Below are 19,419 nucleotides of genomic sequence, written 5' to 3'. Positions count from 1 at the left end.
TCTCAGGCGGCCTGACGGGCGGTGACGAACGCCGCCAGGGCGGCGACACTGCTGAAATGGTTGCGGGTGTCCTTGGCATCGGCGTCGATCTTGATGCCATAGCGCTTCTGGATGGCCAGGCCGAGCTCGAGCGCATCAACCGAATCCAGGCCCAGGCCTTCGCCGAACAGGGTCTGTTCGTCGTCGATGTCCTGGACGCTGATGTCCTCCAGGCCCAGGGCGTCGATGATCAGTTGCTTGAGATCACGGTTGAGGTCTTGCTGTGACGCGCTCATCGGCGGCGAGCTCCTTGATGTAGTAGTTGTGCAGATAATCGTTGAGCAGACGGGAAGCTTTGGGCGCAGGGCCCAGGGCCGTGTAGGCGCCGGGATGCACGTCCGGGCCCACCGAAAGGGTGAAGTGCACCCGCCTGCCGGGTATGCGGTACCAGGGTTCGTTCTTGGTCAGCGTGGTCGGGCTGACCTTGATGGTGACAGGGGTGATGACGCTTGCACCGCGCAGGGCAATCGCAGCCGCGCCGCGGTGAAAGGCCGGCGGCTGACCGGGCGAGGTACGCGTGCCTTCCGGGAAAATCACCAGGGTCTGGCCCTGTTGCAGCGAGGCGACGGCGGTGTCGAGCATGTCCATGCTGCCATCGTTGCCGATGTACTGCGCCTCGCTGACCGGCCCGCGCGTGAACGGGTTGTCGAACAGGCTCTGCTTCACGACGCAATTGGCTTGGCGTACCAGGCCGATCAGGAACACCACATCGATCAGGGACGGGTGATTGGCGATGATCATCTGGCCCGGCCGGCCCAGGCGCTCGGCCCCGTCAATTTCGTAGGTCAGCACACCCATGGCGCGCATGAACTGCACGAAGCGCCAGAACAGCCAGCTGATGGTGCGCCGGGCCCGCTCGCGGTGGCGTGCCCGGCCACCCGGCAGGCAGGCCAGCAGCGGAAACACGAATAGCCGCAGGGTCAGGCAGCCCACGCCAAACAGCATAAAGCTCGTGGCGGTGGCCAGCAGGCGCCAGATATAGGCGTCGCCTGGCCTGCTCACGGCTGTCGGTGCCAGTTCCATGTACGACGCTTCCCTGTGTGAGTGAAATCGGTGCGGCCGTTGAGCATGGCCTTGAGCCAGGCCAGGCCGTGAGGCAGCGCAGGCACGGCAGGTGACGCGGCGACCTCGCCGGGCGCCAGCTGCCATTGCCGGCCCGGGGTCAGCAACAGGCCGAGCGCGTAGGCGAACGGTACGTCGTCTATCCAGGGGCCATAGGCCGGTGGTGGCTGCTCTTCGGTGACGATCAGCAGCACGGCTGGGGCGCCATCAGCCATGAGCGCTGCGGCTTCTACCACGCCCTGTTCGAAACCATCCCCGGCAGCGGCCAGAGCCGTCATCTCGCAGGTGGAACCGCGCAGGATCGACCACAGGCCAATGACCGCGTTGTGCACCGAGAGGCTGAACTGGGTAGGGGACAGCGGCTGCCCGGCAGCCAGTTCGCCCAGAATCGAAAACGTGCGGGGTGTTTCACCGTGGCGTGAAACGAACACCAGCGGCAGCGGCGGCTGGCCCTCTGCCAATGGCCAGGCCACCGCGAACGCCATGCGCGCCATGTGGCTCAGCCGACGACGCTGCATGGCTGGCAGGAAGGCTACGTCAGGCGCGCAGGCGTCTGCACCCGATGGCGAATTGCCGCTAGCCCAGGCGTGCCAGTCGGCAGGCGCCGAAAGGCCCGGAGCCCATGCACGCCATTGGGTGATGTTGAAGGTGATCACGGTGGTCTTCTTCCCGCCCTGAGGGGCTTCCATGCCGAGCGAACGACTCGGCGCCTGCCTGTCAGGGGTGGTGCGTTCATCGAGTGGCGCGCATTATCCCGGTGCGGCAGTGATGTAGCAATGGATTCGGATCCAAAGAGACAACGCCTTAAAGCGGATGTGGCGTGGTCCGATTGAATAGTTTCATTTTTCCGACAGTCGGTTACGGCGCCACGGGTGGTGGGCGGCCGCTGTAGCAGCGCTGGTCATGAACACAGTGTCGCCACATACTCGGAACCTCGTCCCTATCCGGAGCTCAGTCATGCGACGCGTGGTGTTCAATCAGAAAGGCGGGGTGGGCAAGTCCAGCATCGCCTGCAACCTGGCAGCGGTAAGCGCCCATGAAGGCTACCGAACCTTGCTGATCGACCTGGATGCACAGGCCAACTCGACCCAGTACCTCACTGGGCTGGTGGGCGAAGACATTCCCATGGGGATCGCCGATTTCTTCAAGCAAAGCCTGTCCGGCGGACCTGGAGCGAAGAAGAACAAGGTTGAAATCCACCAGACGCCATTCGACAACCTGCATGTGGTCACCGCCACCTCTGAGCTGGCCGACCTGCAACCCAAGCTCGAGGCCAAGCACAAGATCAACAAGCTGCGCAAATTGCTCGAAAACTTGAGTGAAGACTATGAGCGGATTTACATCGACACCCCGCCGGCCCTCAACTTCTACGCCGTCTCGGCGCTCATCGCAGCGGACCGTGTACTGATCCCGTTCGACTGCGACAGTTTCTCGCGCCAGGCCCTGTACGGGCTGCTGGCCGAGATCGAGGACATCAAGGAAGACCACAACGAACACCTGATCGTCGAGGGCATCGTGGTGAACCAGTTCCAGCCCCGTGCCAGCCTGCCGCAGCAGATGCTGGACGCGCTACTGGCCGAAGGCTTGCCAGTGCTGCCGGTGTATCTGGGCAGTTCGGTGAAGATGCGTGAGTCGCACCACGCCAGCCTGCCCCTGATCCACCTCGACCCCCGCCACAAACTGACCCAGCAATTCGTGGCGCTGCATGATTTGCTGGGTGGGGAGGGGTAGGCGCAGCTTCCGTGCAAGTTTGGTGTTGATCATAATCTCCCAAAACGGGAGATTTTTTGAAATGCGGGTGATTGCCAAAAGCAGTCTAGTGAAATTTTGGGAGATGCCCGGTAATCACGATGCCAAGGCTGCATTGGAAAGCTGGTATGACTTAGTGATCAAAGCTACTTGGCTAACGCCGCAGGATGTGAAAGATCAGCTCGGCAACGCTCGCATCTGTGGAAGGAACCGCATTGTTTTCAACATTGGCGGTAATAAATATCGCCTCGTCGTGGAAATGCAATATAAGGCGGGCATCGCCTGGGTGAAATTCGTCGGCACCCATGAATGCTATGACGAAATTGACGTGGAGACAGTGTGTGAATATTAAGCCTATTCGCAGTGATGAGGATCTGCACGCGGCCTTTCTGCGGCTTGAGGCTATCTTCCAAGCCGAACCGGGCACCCCCGAAGCTGATGAAATGGAAGTACTCGTAACCCTGATTGAAGTGTACGAAAACAAGTACTACCCCATTCAGTCGGCTACCCCTCTGGAAGCCATCAAATTCTGCATGGAGCAACAAAGCCTCACCCCGCGAGACCTGGAGCCCTATATCGGGCCCAGTGGCCGGGTATCTGAGGTCTTGAATGGAAAGCGTAGGCTGAGCCTCTCCATGATCAGACGCCTGCACGAGGGGCTACGCATCCCCTATGAGTCGCTGCTGGGGGGTACCTGAAGTCAAACCCCTTTGCTGCGCAGCCACTCCAGCAGTGCCTGAAGGGGAAGAGCCCCCGCCTGGCGCACGACCTCGCGGCCGTTGCGCATCAGGATGAGGCTCGGGATCGAGCGAATGCCCAGTTGCCCGGCCAAGGTGCGGTTGGCTTCGCTGTCGAGCTTGGCCAGGCGGCAGCGGCCACTCAATTGGCGGGCCGCCTGTTCGAACACTGGCGCGAAGGCCTTGCAGGGGCCGCACCAATCGGCCCAGACATCGATCAGCAAGGGCAGGTCGCCTTTGACCTGGCTGGCATAGCTGTTCTCGGTCAGCACGAACGGCGTCTGCAGCACGACCTGCTGCTTGCAGCGGCCACACTTGGGCGCATCGCCCAGGCGGTCGGCGGGTAAGCGGTTCAGGCCATTGCAGTGAGGGCAAGGGACAACCAGCGAATCGGTCATTTCATCTCCGTTCGAGTAAGTGGGTTTCAGGACGAGCAACTGATTTCCAAGTGCTTGCCCCAGGCAGGGGGCGGCGCTGCATAGGCCTGCATCCCGGTCTGTTCCTCGAACGGGCGGCTGAGCACCTGATGCAAACGCCTGACCTCAGTGTAGTCGCCTGCCTCGGCCGCTTCGATGGCGTTCTGCGCCAGATAGTTACGCAGCACATACAGCGGGTTCACGGCGTGCATGCGCTCACGCCGCCCGGCAGCATGGTTCGGTTCACGTTCGCAGCGCGCTTGATAGTCCACCGCCCAGGCGTCGAAACCCGCCAAGTCGACGAAGTCGTCACGTACCGATTGCAGCGCGTCGGCCAGCGGTTGATCGCCCAGTCGGCGGAAGAACAGGTTGTAGTCCACGCCACCGCTCTGCATGCGTTGCAGCAGGCGCTCGACCAGGGCCATGTCCTCGTCCTCGGCCGTCGTCAGGCCGAGCCGACGACGCATCAGGTCCAGGTAATGGGCCTGGTACAGGGGCAGGAACAGCGCCAGCGCCTGCTTGAGCGCTTCGACATCGATCACCGTGGTCAAGGCCTGGGCCAGCGCACTGAGGTTCCAATGGGCGATCGGTACCTGATTGGCATAGCTGTAGCGGCCGCGGTCGTCGGAGTGGTTACAGATGAAGTTGGCATCAAAATCGTCGAGGAATGCGAACGGACCGAAATCGAAGGTGATTCCCAGGATCGACATGTTGTCGGTGTTCATCACGCCGTGACAGAAGCCGTACGCTTGCCAGCGTGCGATCAGCTCGGCATTGCGCTCGACGATGGTCTGGAACATAGCCAGGTAAGGCTGTGCGGCGTCTTTGCACTGCGGGTAATGCTCATCGAGTACATGGTCGATCAGCACGCGCTGCTGCTCGGGCTGCTGGGTGTAATAGAAGTACTCGAAATGGCCAAAGCGGATATGGCTCTGGGCAAGGCGGGTGAGCATGGCAGCGCTTTCCTGGGTTTCGCGCCACACCGGGGTACTGGAGCCGATCACGCACAGGGCGCGGCTGCTGGGTATGCCCAAGGCATGCAAGGCTTCGCTGGCCAGAAACTCACGGATCGAAGAACGCAGCACGGCACGGCCATCGCCCATGCGTGAGTAGGGTGTCTGGCCGGCGCCCTTGAGGTGCAGGTCCCAATGTTCACCGGCATCGTTGACCACCTCGGTCAGCAACAGGCCGCGCCCGTCCCCCAGGCGCGGGTTGTAGCCGCCGAACTGATGGCCGGAGTACACCATCGCCCGCGGATCGGCGCCTTCCCAGAGCTTGTGGCCGCTGAACAGCTCGGCGAACAACGGCAGCTCGGCCTGGGCCGGGTCCAGGTCGAGCAGCGCCATGGCCGACGCACTGGCAACCACCAGGCGAGGGTCTGCGATGGGCTCGGGCAGTACCTGGGTAGAGAATGCGTCGCCCAGGCGGGCGAAGCGGTTGTCGAAGGTGAGCTGGTCGAGCGCTTTCACGGGGCTGCTCCTGAGTCGGGGTGGCAAGAGGCCGCTGCGTGGCCCTGTGCGGGCGGACCGGCCGTGAGCGAGGACCAGGCCTTCGCGGGTGGAAAGGGCGTATCTGCCCTATGGAGTCCAATCACACCGATGGAGTGCCATCGGATTTTGGCGAGTCCATCGGTATCAACTGTTGTTTGCCGGCTTTGGGGTCCATCAGGAAGACTTCGACCTGGCGTACGGAGATCTTGATGTCGTGCGCCTTGAATTCCCGGTTGATATAGCGATTGATCTCGTCCAGCGTCGGGTTGCGATCGCCCAGGTCACGGACATGCATGCGCAGTTCGTGGTCCAGCGAGCTTTCCCCGAATTGCAGGAAGTACACCAGGGGTTCGGGGTCCTTGAGTACCCGGGGGTTCTCATGTGCACCCTTGAGCAGCAGGTCGCGCACCAGGTCCAGGTCCGAGCCGTAGTCGATGCCCAGCTTCAGGGTCACGCGGGTGACGGTATCGGTGAGCGACCAGTTGATCAGTTGCCCGGTGATGAACGTCTTGTTGGGGACAATGATGTCCTTGCGGTCGAAGTCGGTGATGGTGGTGGCGCGGATGCGGATCTTGCTCACCGTGCCCGACAAGTTGCCGATGGTGATGGTGTCACCGATACGCACCGGGCGTTCGAACAGGATCATGATGCCCGAAATGAAGTTGGCGAAGATTTCCTGCATGCCGAAACCCAGGCCTACCGACAGCGCGGCGACCAGCCACTGCAGCTTGTCCCAGCTGACCCCCAGGGTGGAGAGGGTGCTGACGATGCCGACGCCGACGATGGTGTAGGACAGCAGCGTGGTGGTGGCGTAGGCGCTGCCTTGGGCCAGGTTCAGCCGCGACAGTACCAGCACCTCCAGCAGGCCGGGCAAGTTGCCGGCCAGGGCGAAGGTGATGCCCACGATCACCAGTGCGCCGAGCAGGTCACCGAGGCTGATGGGGACCATGCTCGCCGCAGCGCCTGTACCGCTGGTGTATTCGTACAGCACGAAGTTGTTGAGGTAGGCGAACACCGAGAGCAGGTCCGACCACACCCAGTACAGGCCGGCGATGAAACCGCCGAGCAAGGCCAGGCGGATCAGGCGCAGGGACTGCTGGTTGACCTGTTCGATATCCAGCGTCGGTTCTTCGACGACGACTTCACCATCGAGCCCTTCCTTGGCCGCAGCCCGCTTGCTGAGCGCGCGCTGGTAGGCCAGGCGTCGGGCGGCCACGGACAGCCCGCGCACGAATGCCGCCTCGATCACCAGCCAGAACAGCAGCAGGTAGAGGGTGTAGATCAGGCGGTCGGTGAGTTTCAGCGCCGTGTAGTAGTAGCCGAAGCACACGGCGATGAACAGGGCGATGGGCAAGGCCGTGAACGCCACACCCACTGCCTTGCGAAACAGCGAGGTGTCGCGGTGGGCAGGGCTGCTCAGCAACAGGCGGCTGAGCAACCAGGCCATCAATGCGTAGCAAGTCAGTACCACGCCAATCCCCAGAACGTCATCGGCCAGCGCCGAGGGCTGGTGTTCGGCTACCGCCACTACCCCTACCAGTGCCAGCACCACGGTGCCAAGACGCCGGACCCAGCCGCGCAGGAACTCCACTTGCGGCTTGTACCAGCGGAAGTGAATCTCGGCCACCCCGCCAGGCGAGAGAATGCGGTAGGCCGTATAGAACACCAGCCAGGCCTGGGCCAGTTGCCACAGCGCCGCGCCAAGGTTGGCGTTCTGCCCGCGGGCGTCGATCTGCAAGGCATAGCTGCACAGCGCAAGACCCAGGCTCACCGGCATCGCCAGCAGGATGTTGATCAAGATCGCCTGAGGGGTGTGCCATTGGCTGTCGCGGCGGAAATGGCCGATGTCCTGGTGCACCTTGCCCAGGCGCTGGTACAGGTACTTGCGACGCCACAGCAACGCGCCGATCACCAGCAACAGCGGCAGGAACAGCAACGGGCGCTGACTCAACCCGTCAGCCAGCTCCTTGAGGCCCGAGCCCCATGGCAGGTCCGCCACCTGGTCAGCCAGGCGTTGCGGCACATAGGCCAGCCAGTCCCAGTCCAATGGCTTGTTGCTGGGTATCCAGAACATCTGCTCGTCCAGCGTGGTACGCAGGCTTTGGGCAGTGCCCAGCAGCTGCTTCTGGTTCAGCTGCAAGGTAATGGATTCGTTGAGCAGGGCCGACAGCTCCCGGTTCAGGCGTTCGAGCAAGTCGCTGCGGGTGATGGCCACTTCCAGCAATGCCTTGCGCAACTGGGGGGTGACGGTTTCAGGGGGCTGGGCTGCCAGCAGTTTGTCCACGTAGCTGACCGGGCTGCTCATCTGCTCGCGCTGCTGATTGACCTCGAACTGGTACAGGCGTGTGTCGGCGATCTGGTCAGCCAGGTCACGGTCGAGCTTGAGATGCGGCAGGGTCTGTTTCTGTTTGTAGAGGATCTTGGACAGCAGCAGGCTGCCCTTGAGCACGCTGATCTGCTCGTCCAGCGCCTGGTCGGCCTGGGTCAAGGTGTCGAGCTGCTGCTTGGTCCGCAGATTCTGCTGGGTCAGTTCGTTGAGCCGGTCGGTGCTTCTGAGCAGGTAGTCGGACAGCTTGAGGTTGGCTGCGCTTTCGGTGGCCAGCAGGCTGCTGCCGCCGGCTTTCTGGGCTTCGATCGACTGCTGCGTGACAGTTTCCTGGGACTGGGCCAGGCGTTTGTCATTGATCAGAGTCTGCAGGTCCTGGATTTCCTGTTCCAGGCGTGCTGTGCGCTCGATCAGCAGGTCGTGGCGGGCATTGCCCAGATCCTGCAGCACACTGTTTCCAGCCAGCTCCTGGCGGCGCAACTGGGTAAGGGCGTTGAGCGAGGCCAGTTCGGCGTTGAGCTGGTTGCGCAGGTCGGGGCTGACAGGCTTGCCCGCGTCCTTGCCGCTTTTGAGGATGCTGTTGATTTGCTGGGCCCGCGCCTGGCTGCTGCTGATCTCGGACTGGGCCCGTTCGGGACGGGTCTGCGAATTGATGATCAGGCTGTTGGCTTCGGCCAGCGCTTTTTGCAGCTCGCCTTGCTGGGTAGTGCGCTCACTGAGCATCTGCTCGAGCTGCGGCACGCCTAGGTTTGCGTAGCGCTGGGCCACCGACTGCACCGAACTCTGCTTGAGCCTTGCCAGCTCTTTCTGGCTGTCGCTGGTTTCCTTGGGCGCGCTGGCCAGTTGCTGCTTGAGGGCAGCCAGCTTGCGTTCGTTGTCTTCCTTGCTGGCCAGCAGGCCGAGGGTCTGCTCGAGCACTTGCTGCAGGGCCTTCTGATCGGCTTCGGGCAGCTTGCGCTCGGCGATCTTGTCGAGGCTTTCCTGGACGCTGGCGGTGGTGGGGGCTTCAGCGGCGGCGACCGCCAGGGGAAGGCAAAGGCACAGCCCGAGCAGGGCTGTGCGAAGGTGCAGGCGAAAGGACATAGGCAGACTACTTGTGGATCAGGCAGAAACGAAGTTTAGAGGAACAATCCTGGTCCTGGTCGCGATCCTTCGGGGAATCTGACGCCCACTTTCTGAATCTTGTTCCCGTCCATGGTCGCCACGGTCCAGATCGTGCCATGCCATTCGACCTGGTCGCCTACCACTGGCGCGCCTCCGACCTTCTGTCGGATGAACTGCGCCAGCGGCATGTGGGCATCCTGGCTGTCGACGTTGAGACCGTAGAGCGATGCCACGGCGCCGAGTTCGGCATCGCCTTCGAGCACGAAGTCGCCGAAGAAGCGCAGGTCCAGCCCGCGCTGGGGTGCCTGGCTGAAGAGTTTGCCCAGTGCAGGCAGGTTGTGCTCATGCCCGATCACGCACAGCATGTCGTCCACTTCCAGCACCGTACTGCCCGAAGGGTGTAGCAATTGTTCGCCACGGAACAGCGCGGCGATGCGCGTGCCCTCTGGCATCTTCAGCTCCCTCAGCGCTGCGCCAATGCACCACTTTTCGGCACCCAGGCGATAGACGAACATCTCCCATTCGCTGGTGATGTGCACTTCCAGTGCCGAGCGTGAAATGGGCGCCGGGTCTGGCGGGACCGTCACCTTGAGCAGTTTGGCCATCCAGGGCAGGCTGGTGCCCTGCACCAGCAGCGAAACCAGGACGATGAAGAACGCCAAGTTGAAGAACAGCTGAGCGTCTGGCAGGCCGGCCATCAACGGGAATACCGCCAGGATGATGGGCACGGCGCCGCGCAGGCCCACCCAGGAAATGAAGGCCTTCTCGCGGTCGTGGAACGCCTTGAAGGGGAGCAGTGCGGCGACCACCGACAAGGGGCGTGCGACCAGAATCATCCACAGGGCAAGGCCCAGTGCCGGCAGGGCGATAGGCAGCAGATCGTGAGGCGTCACCAACAGGCCCAGCACCAAGAACATCCCGATCTGGGCCAGCCACGCCATGCCGTCGAGCATGTGCAGAATGCCGTGGCGGCTGCGGATCGGCTTGTTGCCCAGCACCAGCCCGCACAGGTAGACCGCCAGGAAACCACTGCCATGCAGGGCGTTGGTCAGCGAGAAGACCACCAGGCCACCGGCCACGACCAGAATCGGGTACAGGCCGCCTGCCAGGTTGATGCGGTTGACCAGCTGCAGCATCACCCAGCCGCCGCCCAGCCCCAGCAGCCCGCCGATGCCGAACTCGCGCAGCAGGTGGCCCAGCAGGCTCCAGTGCAGCCCGGTCTGGCCGCTGGCGATCATGTCGATGAGGGTCACGGTGAGGAACACCGCCATCGGGTCGTTGCTACCCGATTCGATTTCCAGCGTGGCGGTGACCCGTTCGTTCAGGCCTTTACCGCCCAGCAGTGAAAAGACCGCCGCGGCATCGGTGGAGCCCACGATGGCGCCAATCAGCAGGCCCTGGATCAGGCTCAGGTCGAACAACCAGGCCGCCACCATGCCGGTCAGCGCCGTGGTGATCATGACCCCGACCGTTGCCAGCGAAAGCGCCGGCCACAAGGCAACCCGGAAGCTTGCTACCCGCGTGCGCAGACCACCGTCGAGCAGGATCACGGCAAGCGCGAGGTTGCCCACCAAGTAGGCGGTCGGGTAGTTGTTGAAAATGATGCCACCCCCGTCCACGCCAGCGATCATGCCGACGGCCAGGATAATGACCAGAATCGGGATGCCGAGCCGCGACGACAGCGAACTGACCAGGATGCTTGCCCCTACCAGCAATGCGCCGATCAGGAACAGGCTATTGATGGTACTGGCATCCAAAGGCAGGTACTCCGGGACAACGAGGAGGGAAGACGTGGTAGCGCGTATTCGATGTTTGCTAGCAGGTCGCGTGCCAACCGATTCTAACCTGATGAATTGGCAGCCTGTAAAGCGTTTCTGAAGATGTAGGCAAGCCAGCCCGCAGCGCGAACCGCTCTCCTCAAAGAAGAGGGCCGCGAGTGCGGCCCTCGTGCAATCAACCGTGGTTCTTGCCCAGCAGCGCGTGATACAGCTCGGTGTCTCCCAGAATGCCCACGACTTTGTCGTTTTCCTGCAGCACCAGCTTGTTGCCGGTCTGGTAGCGAATCTGCAGGGCCTCACGCATGCCGATGTCGGCATGCACCAGGGTTGGCCTGCGGCTCAGGCCTTCCACTGCCTGCCCAGGCGCCCAGTTCTGCATCTCCAGGCCATTCTGGCCTTGCCGCGCACGCTTGATCGAATTGCCTTCACCCAGGTCCAGCCACGAGTCGCCGCCGGGGTCCAGGCAGACCGAACCGTTGACGCGCTTGCAGTTGTCCAGCGAGCGCATCAGGCTGCGTCCGCACAGCACGTTCAGCGGGTTGGTATGGGCCACGAAGGTGCGCACGTATTCATCGGCCGGGTTCAGCACGATTTCCTCGGGCTTGCTGTACTGGATGATCCGTCCGTCCTTCATGATCGCGATCCGGCTGCCCAGCTTGAGCGCCTCGTCCAGGTCGTGGCTGACGAAGACGATGGTCTTGTTCAGCTGGCTCTGCAGGGTCAGCAATTCGTCCTGAAGGCCTTGGCGGATCAAAGGGTCCAGGGCCGAGAACGGTTCGTCCATCAGCAGGATGTCGGCGTCCATGGCCAGCGCACGTGCCAGGCCTACGCGCTGTTGCATGCCGCCGGACAATTCATCGGGCTTCTTGTTGCGCCACTGGGCCAGGCCTACCAGTTCGAGTTTTTCGTCGACCAGCTTGCGCCGTTCCTTCTCGGGGCGGCCCTGCATTTCCAGGCCGAAGCTGATGTTCTCGCGCACCGTGAGCCAAGGCATCAGGGCGAACTTCTGGAACACCATGGCGATACGCTTGGTGCGCATCATCTTCAGTTCAGCCGGGGTGCAGTGGGCGATATCGATGTGCTTGCCTTCGTGCTCCACGAACAGCTTGCCGCGGCTCACGGTGTTCAGCCCGTTGATACAGCGCAGCAGGCTGGACTTGCCCGAACCGGAAAGGCCCATGAGCACGCAGATCTCGCCTTTCTGGATGTCCAGGTTGGCTTTTTCTACGCCGACCACAAGGCCGGTCTGCTTGAGAATTTCTTCGCGGGTCTTGCCCTGGTCCAGCAACGACAGCGCTTCGCGTGGCTTGTTGGAGAAGATGACGTCGACGTCTTCGAATCGAATGATACTCATGCTTCACTCCTGGCCGGCAGCTCCGGTTGCTTGCAGATACGGTCGAGCATGATCGCCAGCAGCACGATTGCCAGGCCCGCTTCGAAGCCCAGGGAAATATCGGCGGTGTTCAGTGCGTTGACCACAGGTTTGCCCAGGCCGTCGGCGCCCACCAGGGCGGCGATCACCACCATCGACAGCGACAGCATGATGCATTGGGTGACGCCTGCGGCGATGCTCGGCATCGCATGGGGCAGTTCGATACGGGTGAGCAGTTGACGGCGCGAGCAGCCAAAGGCCTTGCCGGCGTCCATCAGTTCCTGGGGTACATCGCAGATGCCCAGGTAGGTCAGGCGGATGGGGGCGGCGATGGCGAACACGACCGTCGAGATCAACCCAGGCACCACGCCCAGGCCGAACAGGGTAAGGGTAGGGATCAGGTAGACGAAGGTGGGGACCGTCTGCATCAGGTCGAGCACCGGCCGCATGGCGGTGTAGAACATCGGCTTGTGTGCGGCGACGATACCCAGCGGCACGCCGATAGCCACGCAGACCACGGTGGCGAAGCTGACCTGGGCCAGGGTTTCCATGGTTTCCTGCCAGTAGCCCAGGTTGAGGATCAGCAGGAAGGACAATCCGACGAAGGCGGTCAATGCCCACTTGCGCTGGATCAAGTGCGCCAGTGCAGCGAACAGGGCGATGAGCACGAGCGGGTTGAACCAGGTCAGGGTACTGGTGACGCCATGGATCATGAACTCCAGGCCTTGGGCGATGGCGTCGAAATAATTCGCGCCGTGCTGGGTCAGCCACTCGACGAACGAGGACATGTATTGGCCCAGGGGTATTTTCTGATCGATAAGCATGATAGCGAGCTTCCACCTGCGTAGATTGAAATCAACCCGGGGCGGGCACGGTCCTGCCCCGAGGTAGCGCTACTGCGTAGTTCGGTTATTGCGTCAGCTTGGCCTTGGCCGCCTCCAGGCCAGGTTTGCCATCCACAGTGGTCACGCCTGCCAGCCAGGTGTCCAGCTTGCCGGGATTGTCCTTGAGCCATTTCCGCGCAGCGGCGTCAGGCTTCATCTTGTCGTCCAGGACATAGCCCATCATGGTGCTTTCGTCCTTGAGCTCGAACGACAGGTTCTTCAACAGTTGGCCGACGTTGCTGCATTCCTGCGCATACCCCTTGCGGGTATTGGTGTACACCGTCGCCTTGCCGAAATCGGGGCCGAAGAACTCATCGCCACCGGTCAGGTACTGCATCTTGAACCGGGTGTTCATCGGGTGCGGCTCCCATCCCAGGAACACGATGGCCTCGCCACGTTTCTGCGAGCGGTCCACCTGGGAAAGCATGCCGGCCTCGCTGGACTGGACAATCTTGAAGCCGGCGTCCTTCAGGCCGAAGGCGTTCTTGTCGATCATGCTCTGGATGGTGCGGTTGCCATCGTTGCCCGGCTCGATTCCGTAGATCTTGCCGCCTAGCTCATCCTTGAACTTGGGAATGTCGCTGAAATCCTTCAAGCCCTTGTCGTACAGGGCTTGCGGTACTGCGAGCGTATACTTGGCGTTTTCCAGGTTGGCGCGCAGGGTTTCGACCGTACCGGCGTCGCGGTACTGCTTGATGTCGTTCTCCATGGTCGGCATCCAGTTGCCGAGAAACACGTCCAGGTCCTTGCCGGCCGCCAGCGACTTGTAGGTCACCGGCACCGAGATCATGGTGGTGTGCGTCTTGTAGCCCAGGGCGTCGAGCACAGCGCTGGTGGTGGCCGTGGTTACCGTGATGTCGGTCCAGCCGACATCCGAAAACCGCACCGTCTGGCACTGCTCGGGTTCTGCGGCCTGGGCCAGTACCGGTGCGGACAGCAACGCGACCAGCAACAGCGAGGGTGAACCTTTCATGGGTGGACTCCTGTGATTTTGTCTTCGGGTTCGCGTGGTTCGTCGGACGTTCTGAGGGTCCGATCGATCAGGCCTGCAGAGGGCAGGTTGCGTGGCCGTGCTTTACGAGTCGCTTTCGATAATCCTCCAGCGCCGGGCAATCGCCTACTGGTGGAGTCGTATCCAGTACGCAACGGGTCGCATCCAGTATGGGCAATGTCGCTTATGGATTCTTCTACCCATCCTGCCGCTTTTTTGCGTCACCAAGGCACCGGAAAGCGGCGCACTGAGCCTGCAAAACAGGCGGCGCGGCTGGACAAGACTACGTCGGTTGCAGACGGCGAGCAGGGTGGCAAAAGCCCGATGATGCGTGCATTGAAGGCGGCCTGCAGTCCAGCCTAGCAGCTGCCCCGCCCTGCGCATTGCGCGTACAGACAAGCCCAGCAAGAGGTGATTCGACAATGGCCATCAGCGTGTTCGACCTGTTCAAGATCGGTGTCGGGCCTTCCAGCTCGCATACCGTCGGCCCCATGCGCGCCGGTGCCCTGTTTGTCCAGGGGCTGCGCGAGCGCGGCGAGCTGGAACAGGTTAAGCGGATCGAGGTGCGCCTGTATGGCTCGCTGTCGGCTACCGGTATCGGCCATGGAACCGACAACGCCACCATCATGGGGCTGATGGGCGAATGGCCAGACGCCATCGACCCTACCCAGATTGTCCCGCGTATCGCCGACCTGCGCGAAACCCAAGTGCTCAAACTCGATAACCGCCTGCCCATCGATTTCATCTGGGCCCGTGACATGCTGCTGCTTGACGAGAACCTGCCTTACCACCCGAACGCCATGACCCTTGTGGCAGAAGGCGAGCAGGGCGAAATTCACCGAGATACCTACTACTCAGTCGGCGGTGGCTTCGTGGTCGATGCCGCCCAGGCCGCCAGTGGCGTGCTGGACGCCGACCAGACCGTGCTGCCGTACGATTTCAACAGCGCGGCCGAGCTGTTGCGCCTGTGCAAGCAAAACGACCTGAGTGTGTCGCAATTGATGATGGCCAATGAACGGGTCTGGCGCAGCGAGGCAGAAATTCGGGCCGGCCTGCACACGCTTTGGGATGCCATGCAGGAGTGCGTCAACAATGGGCTCAAGTACGAAGGCACGCTGCCGGGCGGGCTGAATGTCCGTCGTCGTGCTGCCAAGCTGCACCGCAGCCTGCAGGAAATCGGCAAGCCCAACGTGATCGGCTCGACCATGAGCGCCATGGAGTGGGTCAACCTGTTCGCCTTGGCCGTGAACGAGGAAAACGCCGCAGGCGGGCGCATGGTCACCGCGCCTACCAATGGCGCGGCCGGCATCATTCCGGCGGTGCTTCACTACTACATGCGCTTTAGTGACGAGGTGGACGAGTCCAGCGTGGTGGATTTCTTCTTGGCGGCCGCCGCCGTGGGCATCCTGTGCAAGAAGAACGCCTCGATCTCAGGGGCCGAGGTGGGCTGTCAGGGTGAGGTGGGCTCGGCCTGCGCCATGGCCGCTGCAGGACTTGCTCAGGTACTGGGCGCTACCCCGCCCCAGGTTGAAAACGCAGCCGAGATTGCCCTGGAACACAATTTGGGCCTGACGTGCGACCCGGTAGGCGGACTGGTGCAGGTGCCCTGCATCGAGCGCAATGCAATTGCTGCAGTGAAAGCCATCAACGCTGTGCAGATGGCGTTGCGTGGTGATGGCGAGCATTTCATCTCCCTCGACCAGGTGATCCGCACCATGCGTGATACAGGTGCCGACATGCACGACAAGTACAAGGAAACCTCGCGCGGCGGCCTTGCCGTCAGCGCCATCGAGTGCTGATGCACTTCTTCGACCTGCGGTGTCATCGTCGAGCGATCGGCGCTGGCACCACGCTCATCATAACGGTGCAAAGCACCACCTCGTGACCTTAAAACGTGCAAGACGATGCCTACCGTCAGTCGGATGTCGCGATCGGTGCAGGCGTTGTCGGTGACACTCAAGAGTGTCGTTTCTGGGCAACTTGGGTAATGCGTGTCACCAAAGTGCTCAGGGGTGACACGCATGCCGCCTAGAACGCCTGTTTGAGGGCTGTAACAGACTTGTAGGAAAGTCCTGATTTTGACGACGGAGTAGGTCGTTTTCAGGTTTTTTCGGATAGCTGTTCAATTTCAGGCACGGCGTTTGCGTAGTGATAGACAACCAAGCCCCGTGGACGACCCCGGGGCAATAACAAGAAATCAGTGTCCGCCTGAGGCACGCCCTGCATTTGTGTGAGGAGAAATCGCGATGACGTCGTACACCTCCGGGAACCCAACCCAGAACCGCACAACCCCCCAGTCCATCGGGTTTCTTCTCCTGGACAACTTCACCCTCATTTCTCTGGCGTCGGCGGTCGAGCCCCTGCGCATGGCCAACCAGCTGTCCGGCCGCGAGCTGTACCGCTGGCATACCCTGACCGTCGATGGCGGCCAGGTCTGGGCCAGCGACGGCTTGCAGATCACACCCGATGCCGCCATGCACAGCGCGCCCCCCATGGACACGGTCATCGTCTGTGGCGGTGTGGGTATCCAGCGCACCGTGACGCGTGAGCACGTGACCTGGCTGCAAGCCCAGGCTCGCCAGTCGCGCCGCCTTGGGGCGGTGTGCACCGGCAGCTGGGCGCTGGCCTGTGCCGGCCTGCTCGACGGCTTCGATTGCAGCGTGCACTGGGAATGCCTGGCGGCCATGCAAGAGGCCTACCCACGGGTCAACATGAGCACGCGCCTGTTCACGCTCGACCGCAACCGCTTTACCAGCTCTGGCGGCACCGCGCCGTTGGACATGATGCTGCACTTGATCAGCCGCGATCATGGTCGGGAATTGTCGGCGGCCATTTCCGAGATGTTCGTCTACGAGCGCATCCGTAACGAGCAGGATCACCAGCGCGTACCGCTCAAGCACATGCTGGGCACCAATCAGCCGAAACTGCAGGAAATCGTCGCCCTGATGGAAGCCAACCTCGAGGAGCCGATCGACCTGGACGAACTCGCCGTCTACGTATCCGTGTCGCGTCGGCAGCTGGAGCGGCTGTTCCAGAAGTATCTGCACTGCTCGCCTTCGCGCTATTACCTCAAGCTGCGGCTGATACGCGCACGTCAGTTGCTCAAGCAGACGCCGATGTCGATCATCGAGGTGGCTTCGGTCTGCGGCTTCGTGTCCACGCCGCACTTCTCCAAGTGCTACCGCGAATACTTCGGCATTCCACCGCGCGACGAGCGTGTTGGCTCCAATACCACCCAGCAGGTGGCGATGATGCCGATTCCACAGGCCATCACCCTGTCGCCCCACAGTGGTCCGATGGCGGCATTGAGCCAGGCGCGTAATGAGTCAACGTTTGCCAGTGTAAGGCTCTAAGGGTTCAGGGCTGCGCTGCAGCCCGTTCGCCGGCATCGCGCGGCCCCTCTAGGGGCCGGCTTGCCGACGATCACGCCGGCATCGGAGCAATCGCTCAGGCGCGCTTGTTGAATTGCGCCAAGGCTGGCAGCAGCTGTTTATCAATCGCCTGCCGCACGGCCGGTAACAGGGTGGCGCTGCCCGCGTACATCTGCTCGACCATCCCCTTGAGCGCCCGCGCATTCGGTTCGGTGAGCCCGCGTACTACGGCCTCACACGCCTGCTCGGCGCTGGCACCGGCCGGAATGTCGAACCCGCGTGCCCGCAGGTGGCCCGCCAGGTCGTCTTGATCAATCAAATCGGCATGCATCATGGCTGTTGTCCCTTTTATCGCATAGAGAGTGCTGCAGTGATCACGACCGATTCTGTGGCGCCGCCGTCATGCTCGCAACCTCGAAAGGGCAGAGTGGCCGCTTTGGCTATGAACAGGTCGTTTCCGGCTAAATCCGCTGCCCAGGAACTGCGCACACTCTAGTCATCTACCGCTACGGAGGGTTTGGTCACCCTCACTCGTGCACAGTGGATGTTGCTCGCTCTTGGCCCCGGATGCTCACGGCTTTCCGGGGTTATTTTTTTGCAGATCACCTATCCATTTTCAATCGCTCGCAAGACCCTAGCCGTTCGCTGGAAGGCGGATCACCCGCCCGGTATAGGCGTTGGCCGGTACAGGCCCCTGAGCATTGAGGGTGGCGGCCAGGGCAGCGCTGCTGCGCTGACTGAAGGGTGCGGATTTCGGCCCCGCGAGGTCCACATGCAGCAGCATCTGTTCGCTCGCCGCCAATGGATCTCCAAACCCCGCGCGGTGCAGGCTGTGGTAGACATGCAGGCGCTTGCGGTCAAAACCGACGATGTGCGTCTGCACCCACACCTCGGTGCCGAGCTTTACCTCGTGCAAGTAGTTGATGTGCGCCTCGAGCGTGAACAGAGAGTTGCCACCCTGCCCACGGCTTTCGGCATCCAGCCCAATGCGCTCCATCAGCGCGTCGGTGGCGTAGCTGAATATCAGCAGGTAGAACGCATCACGCAGGTGACCGTTGTAATCGACCCAGTCTTCCAGCACTTGGGTCCGGTAGGTGATCAATGCAGGCATCGTGCTCTCCTCAGTCGCTGAACGACATGCCATGGTTGGCCTTGCTGGTGGTCACCGCTTCCAGCACCGCCAGCAGCGTGTCATCCCGGTAGCGTTCCAGCGCGGCGATGCTGCGATCACCCAGTTGCTGCGACGTACCCTCCACCACATCGTCGATCAGTTTGTCGGTCAGCTCAGGCGCCGGCAGGTAGGTCCACGGCAGCTTCAGTGCCGGCCCGAATTGCGACATGAAGTGACGCATGCCGGCATCGCCACCGGCCAGGGTGTAGGTCAGGAAGGTGCCCATGAACGACCAGCGCAGGCCCGCGCCAAAACGGATGGCGTCGTCGATTTCACCCGTGGTGGCGACCCCGTCGTTGACCAGGTGCAGCGCCTCGCGCCACAGCGCTTCGAGTAACCGGTCGGCGATGAAACCGGGGACTTCCTTGCGTACGTGCAGTGGCCGCATGCCAAGGGCGGTATAAACAGTGCTGGCCGCCTCGATGGCCTGCGGCGCAGTCTGCTTGCCGCCGACGATCTCGACCAATGGCAGCAGGTACACCGGGTTGAAAGGATGGCCTACCACACAGCGCTCAGGGTGAACGGCCGAGGCGTAGAACTCGCTGGGCAACAAGCCCGACGTGCTGCTGGCAATAATTGCATCGGGTTTGGCAGCGGCGCTGATCCGTGCATGCAAATCGAGCTTCAGGTCCAGCCGCTCAGGCGCGCTTTCCTGGATGAAATCAGCCTCGCGCACGCACGTTTCAACGGTATCGACAAAGGTCAGGCGAGCTTGCGATGCGCCTGGCGCAAGGCCCTGTTTCTCCAAGGCAGGCCAGGCGTTGGCGATGCGTTTGCGCAGGGCCTGTTCGGCGCCTGGCGCCGGGTCCCAGGCGATCACGTCCAGGCCATGGGCGAGGGCGCGTGCAACCCAGCCGCTGCCGATCACGCCGCTGCCCAACGCGGCAAATGTCTTGATGTCAGTGATGAAGGTCATGCAGGTCTCCAGA

At 62.2% G+C, this 19,419-nt stretch carries 18 protein-coding genes; 5 read left to right on the top strand and 13 right to left on the bottom strand.

What is annotated here, in order from left to right; all coding sequences use genetic code 11:
• Window positions 1-2 precede the first annotated feature (2 nt).
• Genes ACF8R3_RS08160 through ACF8R3_RS08150 form a run of 3 tightly spaced genes read right to left on the bottom strand, consistent with a single transcriptional unit; the run spans window position 3 to window position 1,757 of the window.
• Window positions 3-275, bottom strand: a complete 273-nt coding sequence (locus ACF8R3_RS08160; protein WP_196185544.1) for a phosphopantetheine-binding protein — start codon at window positions 273-275, stop codon at window positions 3-5.
• Complete coding sequence (locus ACF8R3_RS08155; protein WP_196185545.1) at window positions 244-1,062, bottom strand: 1-acyl-sn-glycerol-3-phosphate acyltransferase; 819 nt, start codon at window positions 1,060-1,062, stop codon at window positions 244-246. The genes ACF8R3_RS08160 and ACF8R3_RS08155 overlap by 32 nt, the downstream gene beginning before the upstream one ends.
• Entirely contained in the window at window positions 1,038-1,757 is a 720-nt protein-coding gene (locus ACF8R3_RS08150; RefSeq protein ID WP_392475098.1) for a beta-ketoacyl synthase chain length factor, read from the bottom strand. Before ACF8R3_RS08150 ends, ACF8R3_RS08155 begins: the two co-directional genes overlap by 25 nt.
• Before the next feature lie 301 nt (window positions 1,758-2,058).
• Between ACF8R3_RS08150 and ACF8R3_RS08145 the strand changes: the two genes are divergently transcribed.
• From ACF8R3_RS08145 to ACF8R3_RS08135, 3 genes are all read left to right on the top strand, one after another.
• Window positions 2,059-2,832, top strand: coding sequence for a ParA family protein (locus ACF8R3_RS08145; RefSeq protein WP_196134773.1), 774 nt, complete (start codon window positions 2,059-2,061; stop codon window positions 2,830-2,832).
• A 61-nt stretch (window positions 2,833-2,893) separates the two neighbouring features.
• On the top strand, window positions 2,894-3,202 hold the full coding sequence (locus ACF8R3_RS08140) for a type II toxin-antitoxin system HigB family toxin (RefSeq protein WP_058638200.1): 309 nt from the start codon (window positions 2,894-2,896) through the stop codon (window positions 3,200-3,202).
• Window positions 3,192-3,548, top strand: a complete 357-nt coding sequence (locus ACF8R3_RS08135; protein WP_392515424.1) for a type II toxin-antitoxin system HigA family antitoxin — start codon at window positions 3,192-3,194, stop codon at window positions 3,546-3,548. Before ACF8R3_RS08140 ends, ACF8R3_RS08135 begins: the two co-directional genes overlap by 11 nt.
• Window positions 3,549-3,550: 2 nt before the next feature.
• Here ACF8R3_RS08135 and trxC read toward each other — a convergent pair whose 3' ends face one another.
• The 7 genes from trxC to ACF8R3_RS08100 form a co-directional block, all read right to left on the bottom strand.
• Window positions 3,551-3,985 (bottom strand): thioredoxin TrxC, encoded by a 435-nt coding sequence (trxC, locus tag ACF8R3_RS08130; RefSeq protein ID WP_058638106.1) that lies wholly within the window; start codon window positions 3,983-3,985, stop codon window positions 3,551-3,553.
• Between the two features lie 26 nt (window positions 3,986-4,011).
• On the bottom strand, window positions 4,012-5,472 hold the full coding sequence (gene selO, locus ACF8R3_RS08125; protein ID WP_326383308.1) for a protein adenylyltransferase SelO: 1,461 nt from the start codon (window positions 5,470-5,472) through the stop codon (window positions 4,012-4,014).
• A 121-nt stretch (window positions 5,473-5,593) separates the two neighbouring features.
• A complete protein-coding gene (mscK, locus tag ACF8R3_RS08120) occupies window positions 5,594-8,902 on the bottom strand; it encodes a mechanosensitive channel MscK (protein ID WP_197844110.1) in 3,309 nt (1,102 codons plus the stop codon).
• Between the two features lie 35 nt (window positions 8,903-8,937).
• Window positions 8,938-10,680 (bottom strand): potassium/proton antiporter, encoded by a 1,743-nt coding sequence (locus tag ACF8R3_RS08115; RefSeq protein WP_058602953.1) that lies wholly within the window; start codon window positions 10,678-10,680, stop codon window positions 8,938-8,940.
• 196 nt (window positions 10,681-10,876) lie between these two features.
• A complete protein-coding gene (choV, locus tag ACF8R3_RS08110) occupies window positions 10,877-12,055 on the bottom strand; it encodes a choline ABC transporter ATP-binding protein (protein WP_023532472.1) in 1,179 nt (392 codons plus the stop codon).
• A complete protein-coding gene (choW, locus tag ACF8R3_RS08105; RefSeq protein ID WP_193754990.1) occupies window positions 12,052-12,900 on the bottom strand; it encodes a choline ABC transporter permease subunit in 849 nt (282 codons plus the stop codon). The genes choV and choW overlap by 4 nt, the downstream gene beginning before the upstream one ends.
• Before the next feature lie 82 nt (window positions 12,901-12,982).
• Window positions 12,983-13,930, bottom strand: coding sequence for a choline ABC transporter substrate-binding protein (locus ACF8R3_RS08100; protein WP_023532510.1), 948 nt, complete (start codon window positions 13,928-13,930; stop codon window positions 12,983-12,985).
• 440 nt (window positions 13,931-14,370) lie between these two features.
• On the opposite strand from ACF8R3_RS08100, the gene ACF8R3_RS08095 reads away from it, so the two are divergent.
• Window positions 14,371-15,747 carry an L-serine ammonia-lyase gene (locus tag ACF8R3_RS08095; RefSeq protein ID WP_078479266.1) on the top strand — a complete coding sequence of 459 codons (1,377 nt, stop codon included), beginning with the start codon at window positions 14,371-14,373 and terminating at the stop codon, window positions 15,745-15,747.
• A 447-nt stretch (window positions 15,748-16,194) separates the two neighbouring features.
• Window positions 16,195-17,301 (top strand): GlxA family transcriptional regulator, encoded by a 1,107-nt coding sequence (locus ACF8R3_RS08090; protein WP_023532694.1) that lies wholly within the window; start codon window positions 16,195-16,197, stop codon window positions 17,299-17,301.
• A 94-nt stretch (window positions 17,302-17,395) separates the two neighbouring features.
• Here the strand turns inward: ACF8R3_RS08090 and ACF8R3_RS08085 are convergent, their stop codons facing one another.
• From ACF8R3_RS08085 to ACF8R3_RS08075, 3 genes are all read right to left on the bottom strand, one after another.
• Entirely contained in the window at window positions 17,396-17,653 is a 258-nt protein-coding gene (locus tag ACF8R3_RS08085) for a hypothetical protein (protein ID WP_023532364.1), read from the bottom strand.
• A 300-nt stretch (window positions 17,654-17,953) separates the two neighbouring features.
• The gene (locus tag ACF8R3_RS08080; protein ID WP_058638101.1) at window positions 17,954-18,430 is read right to left on the bottom strand and encodes a thioesterase family protein; all 477 of its coding nucleotides are present in this window, start codon (window positions 18,428-18,430) and stop codon (window positions 17,954-17,956) included.
• A 10-nt stretch (window positions 18,431-18,440) separates the two neighbouring features.
• Entirely contained in the window at window positions 18,441-19,406 is a 966-nt protein-coding gene (locus tag ACF8R3_RS08075; protein WP_196124629.1) for an L-carnitine dehydrogenase, read from the bottom strand.
• Window positions 19,407-19,419: the final 13 nt, after the last annotated feature.

This window comes from Pseudomonas sp. FYR_7, assembly GCF_043106155.1.
Taxonomy (GTDB): Bacteria; Pseudomonadota; Gammaproteobacteria; order Pseudomonadales; family Pseudomonadaceae; genus Aquipseudomonas; species Aquipseudomonas parafulva_B.
Note: the sequence above shows the minus strand (reverse complement) of the source record. Positions and strands in the feature narration are given on the sequence as shown.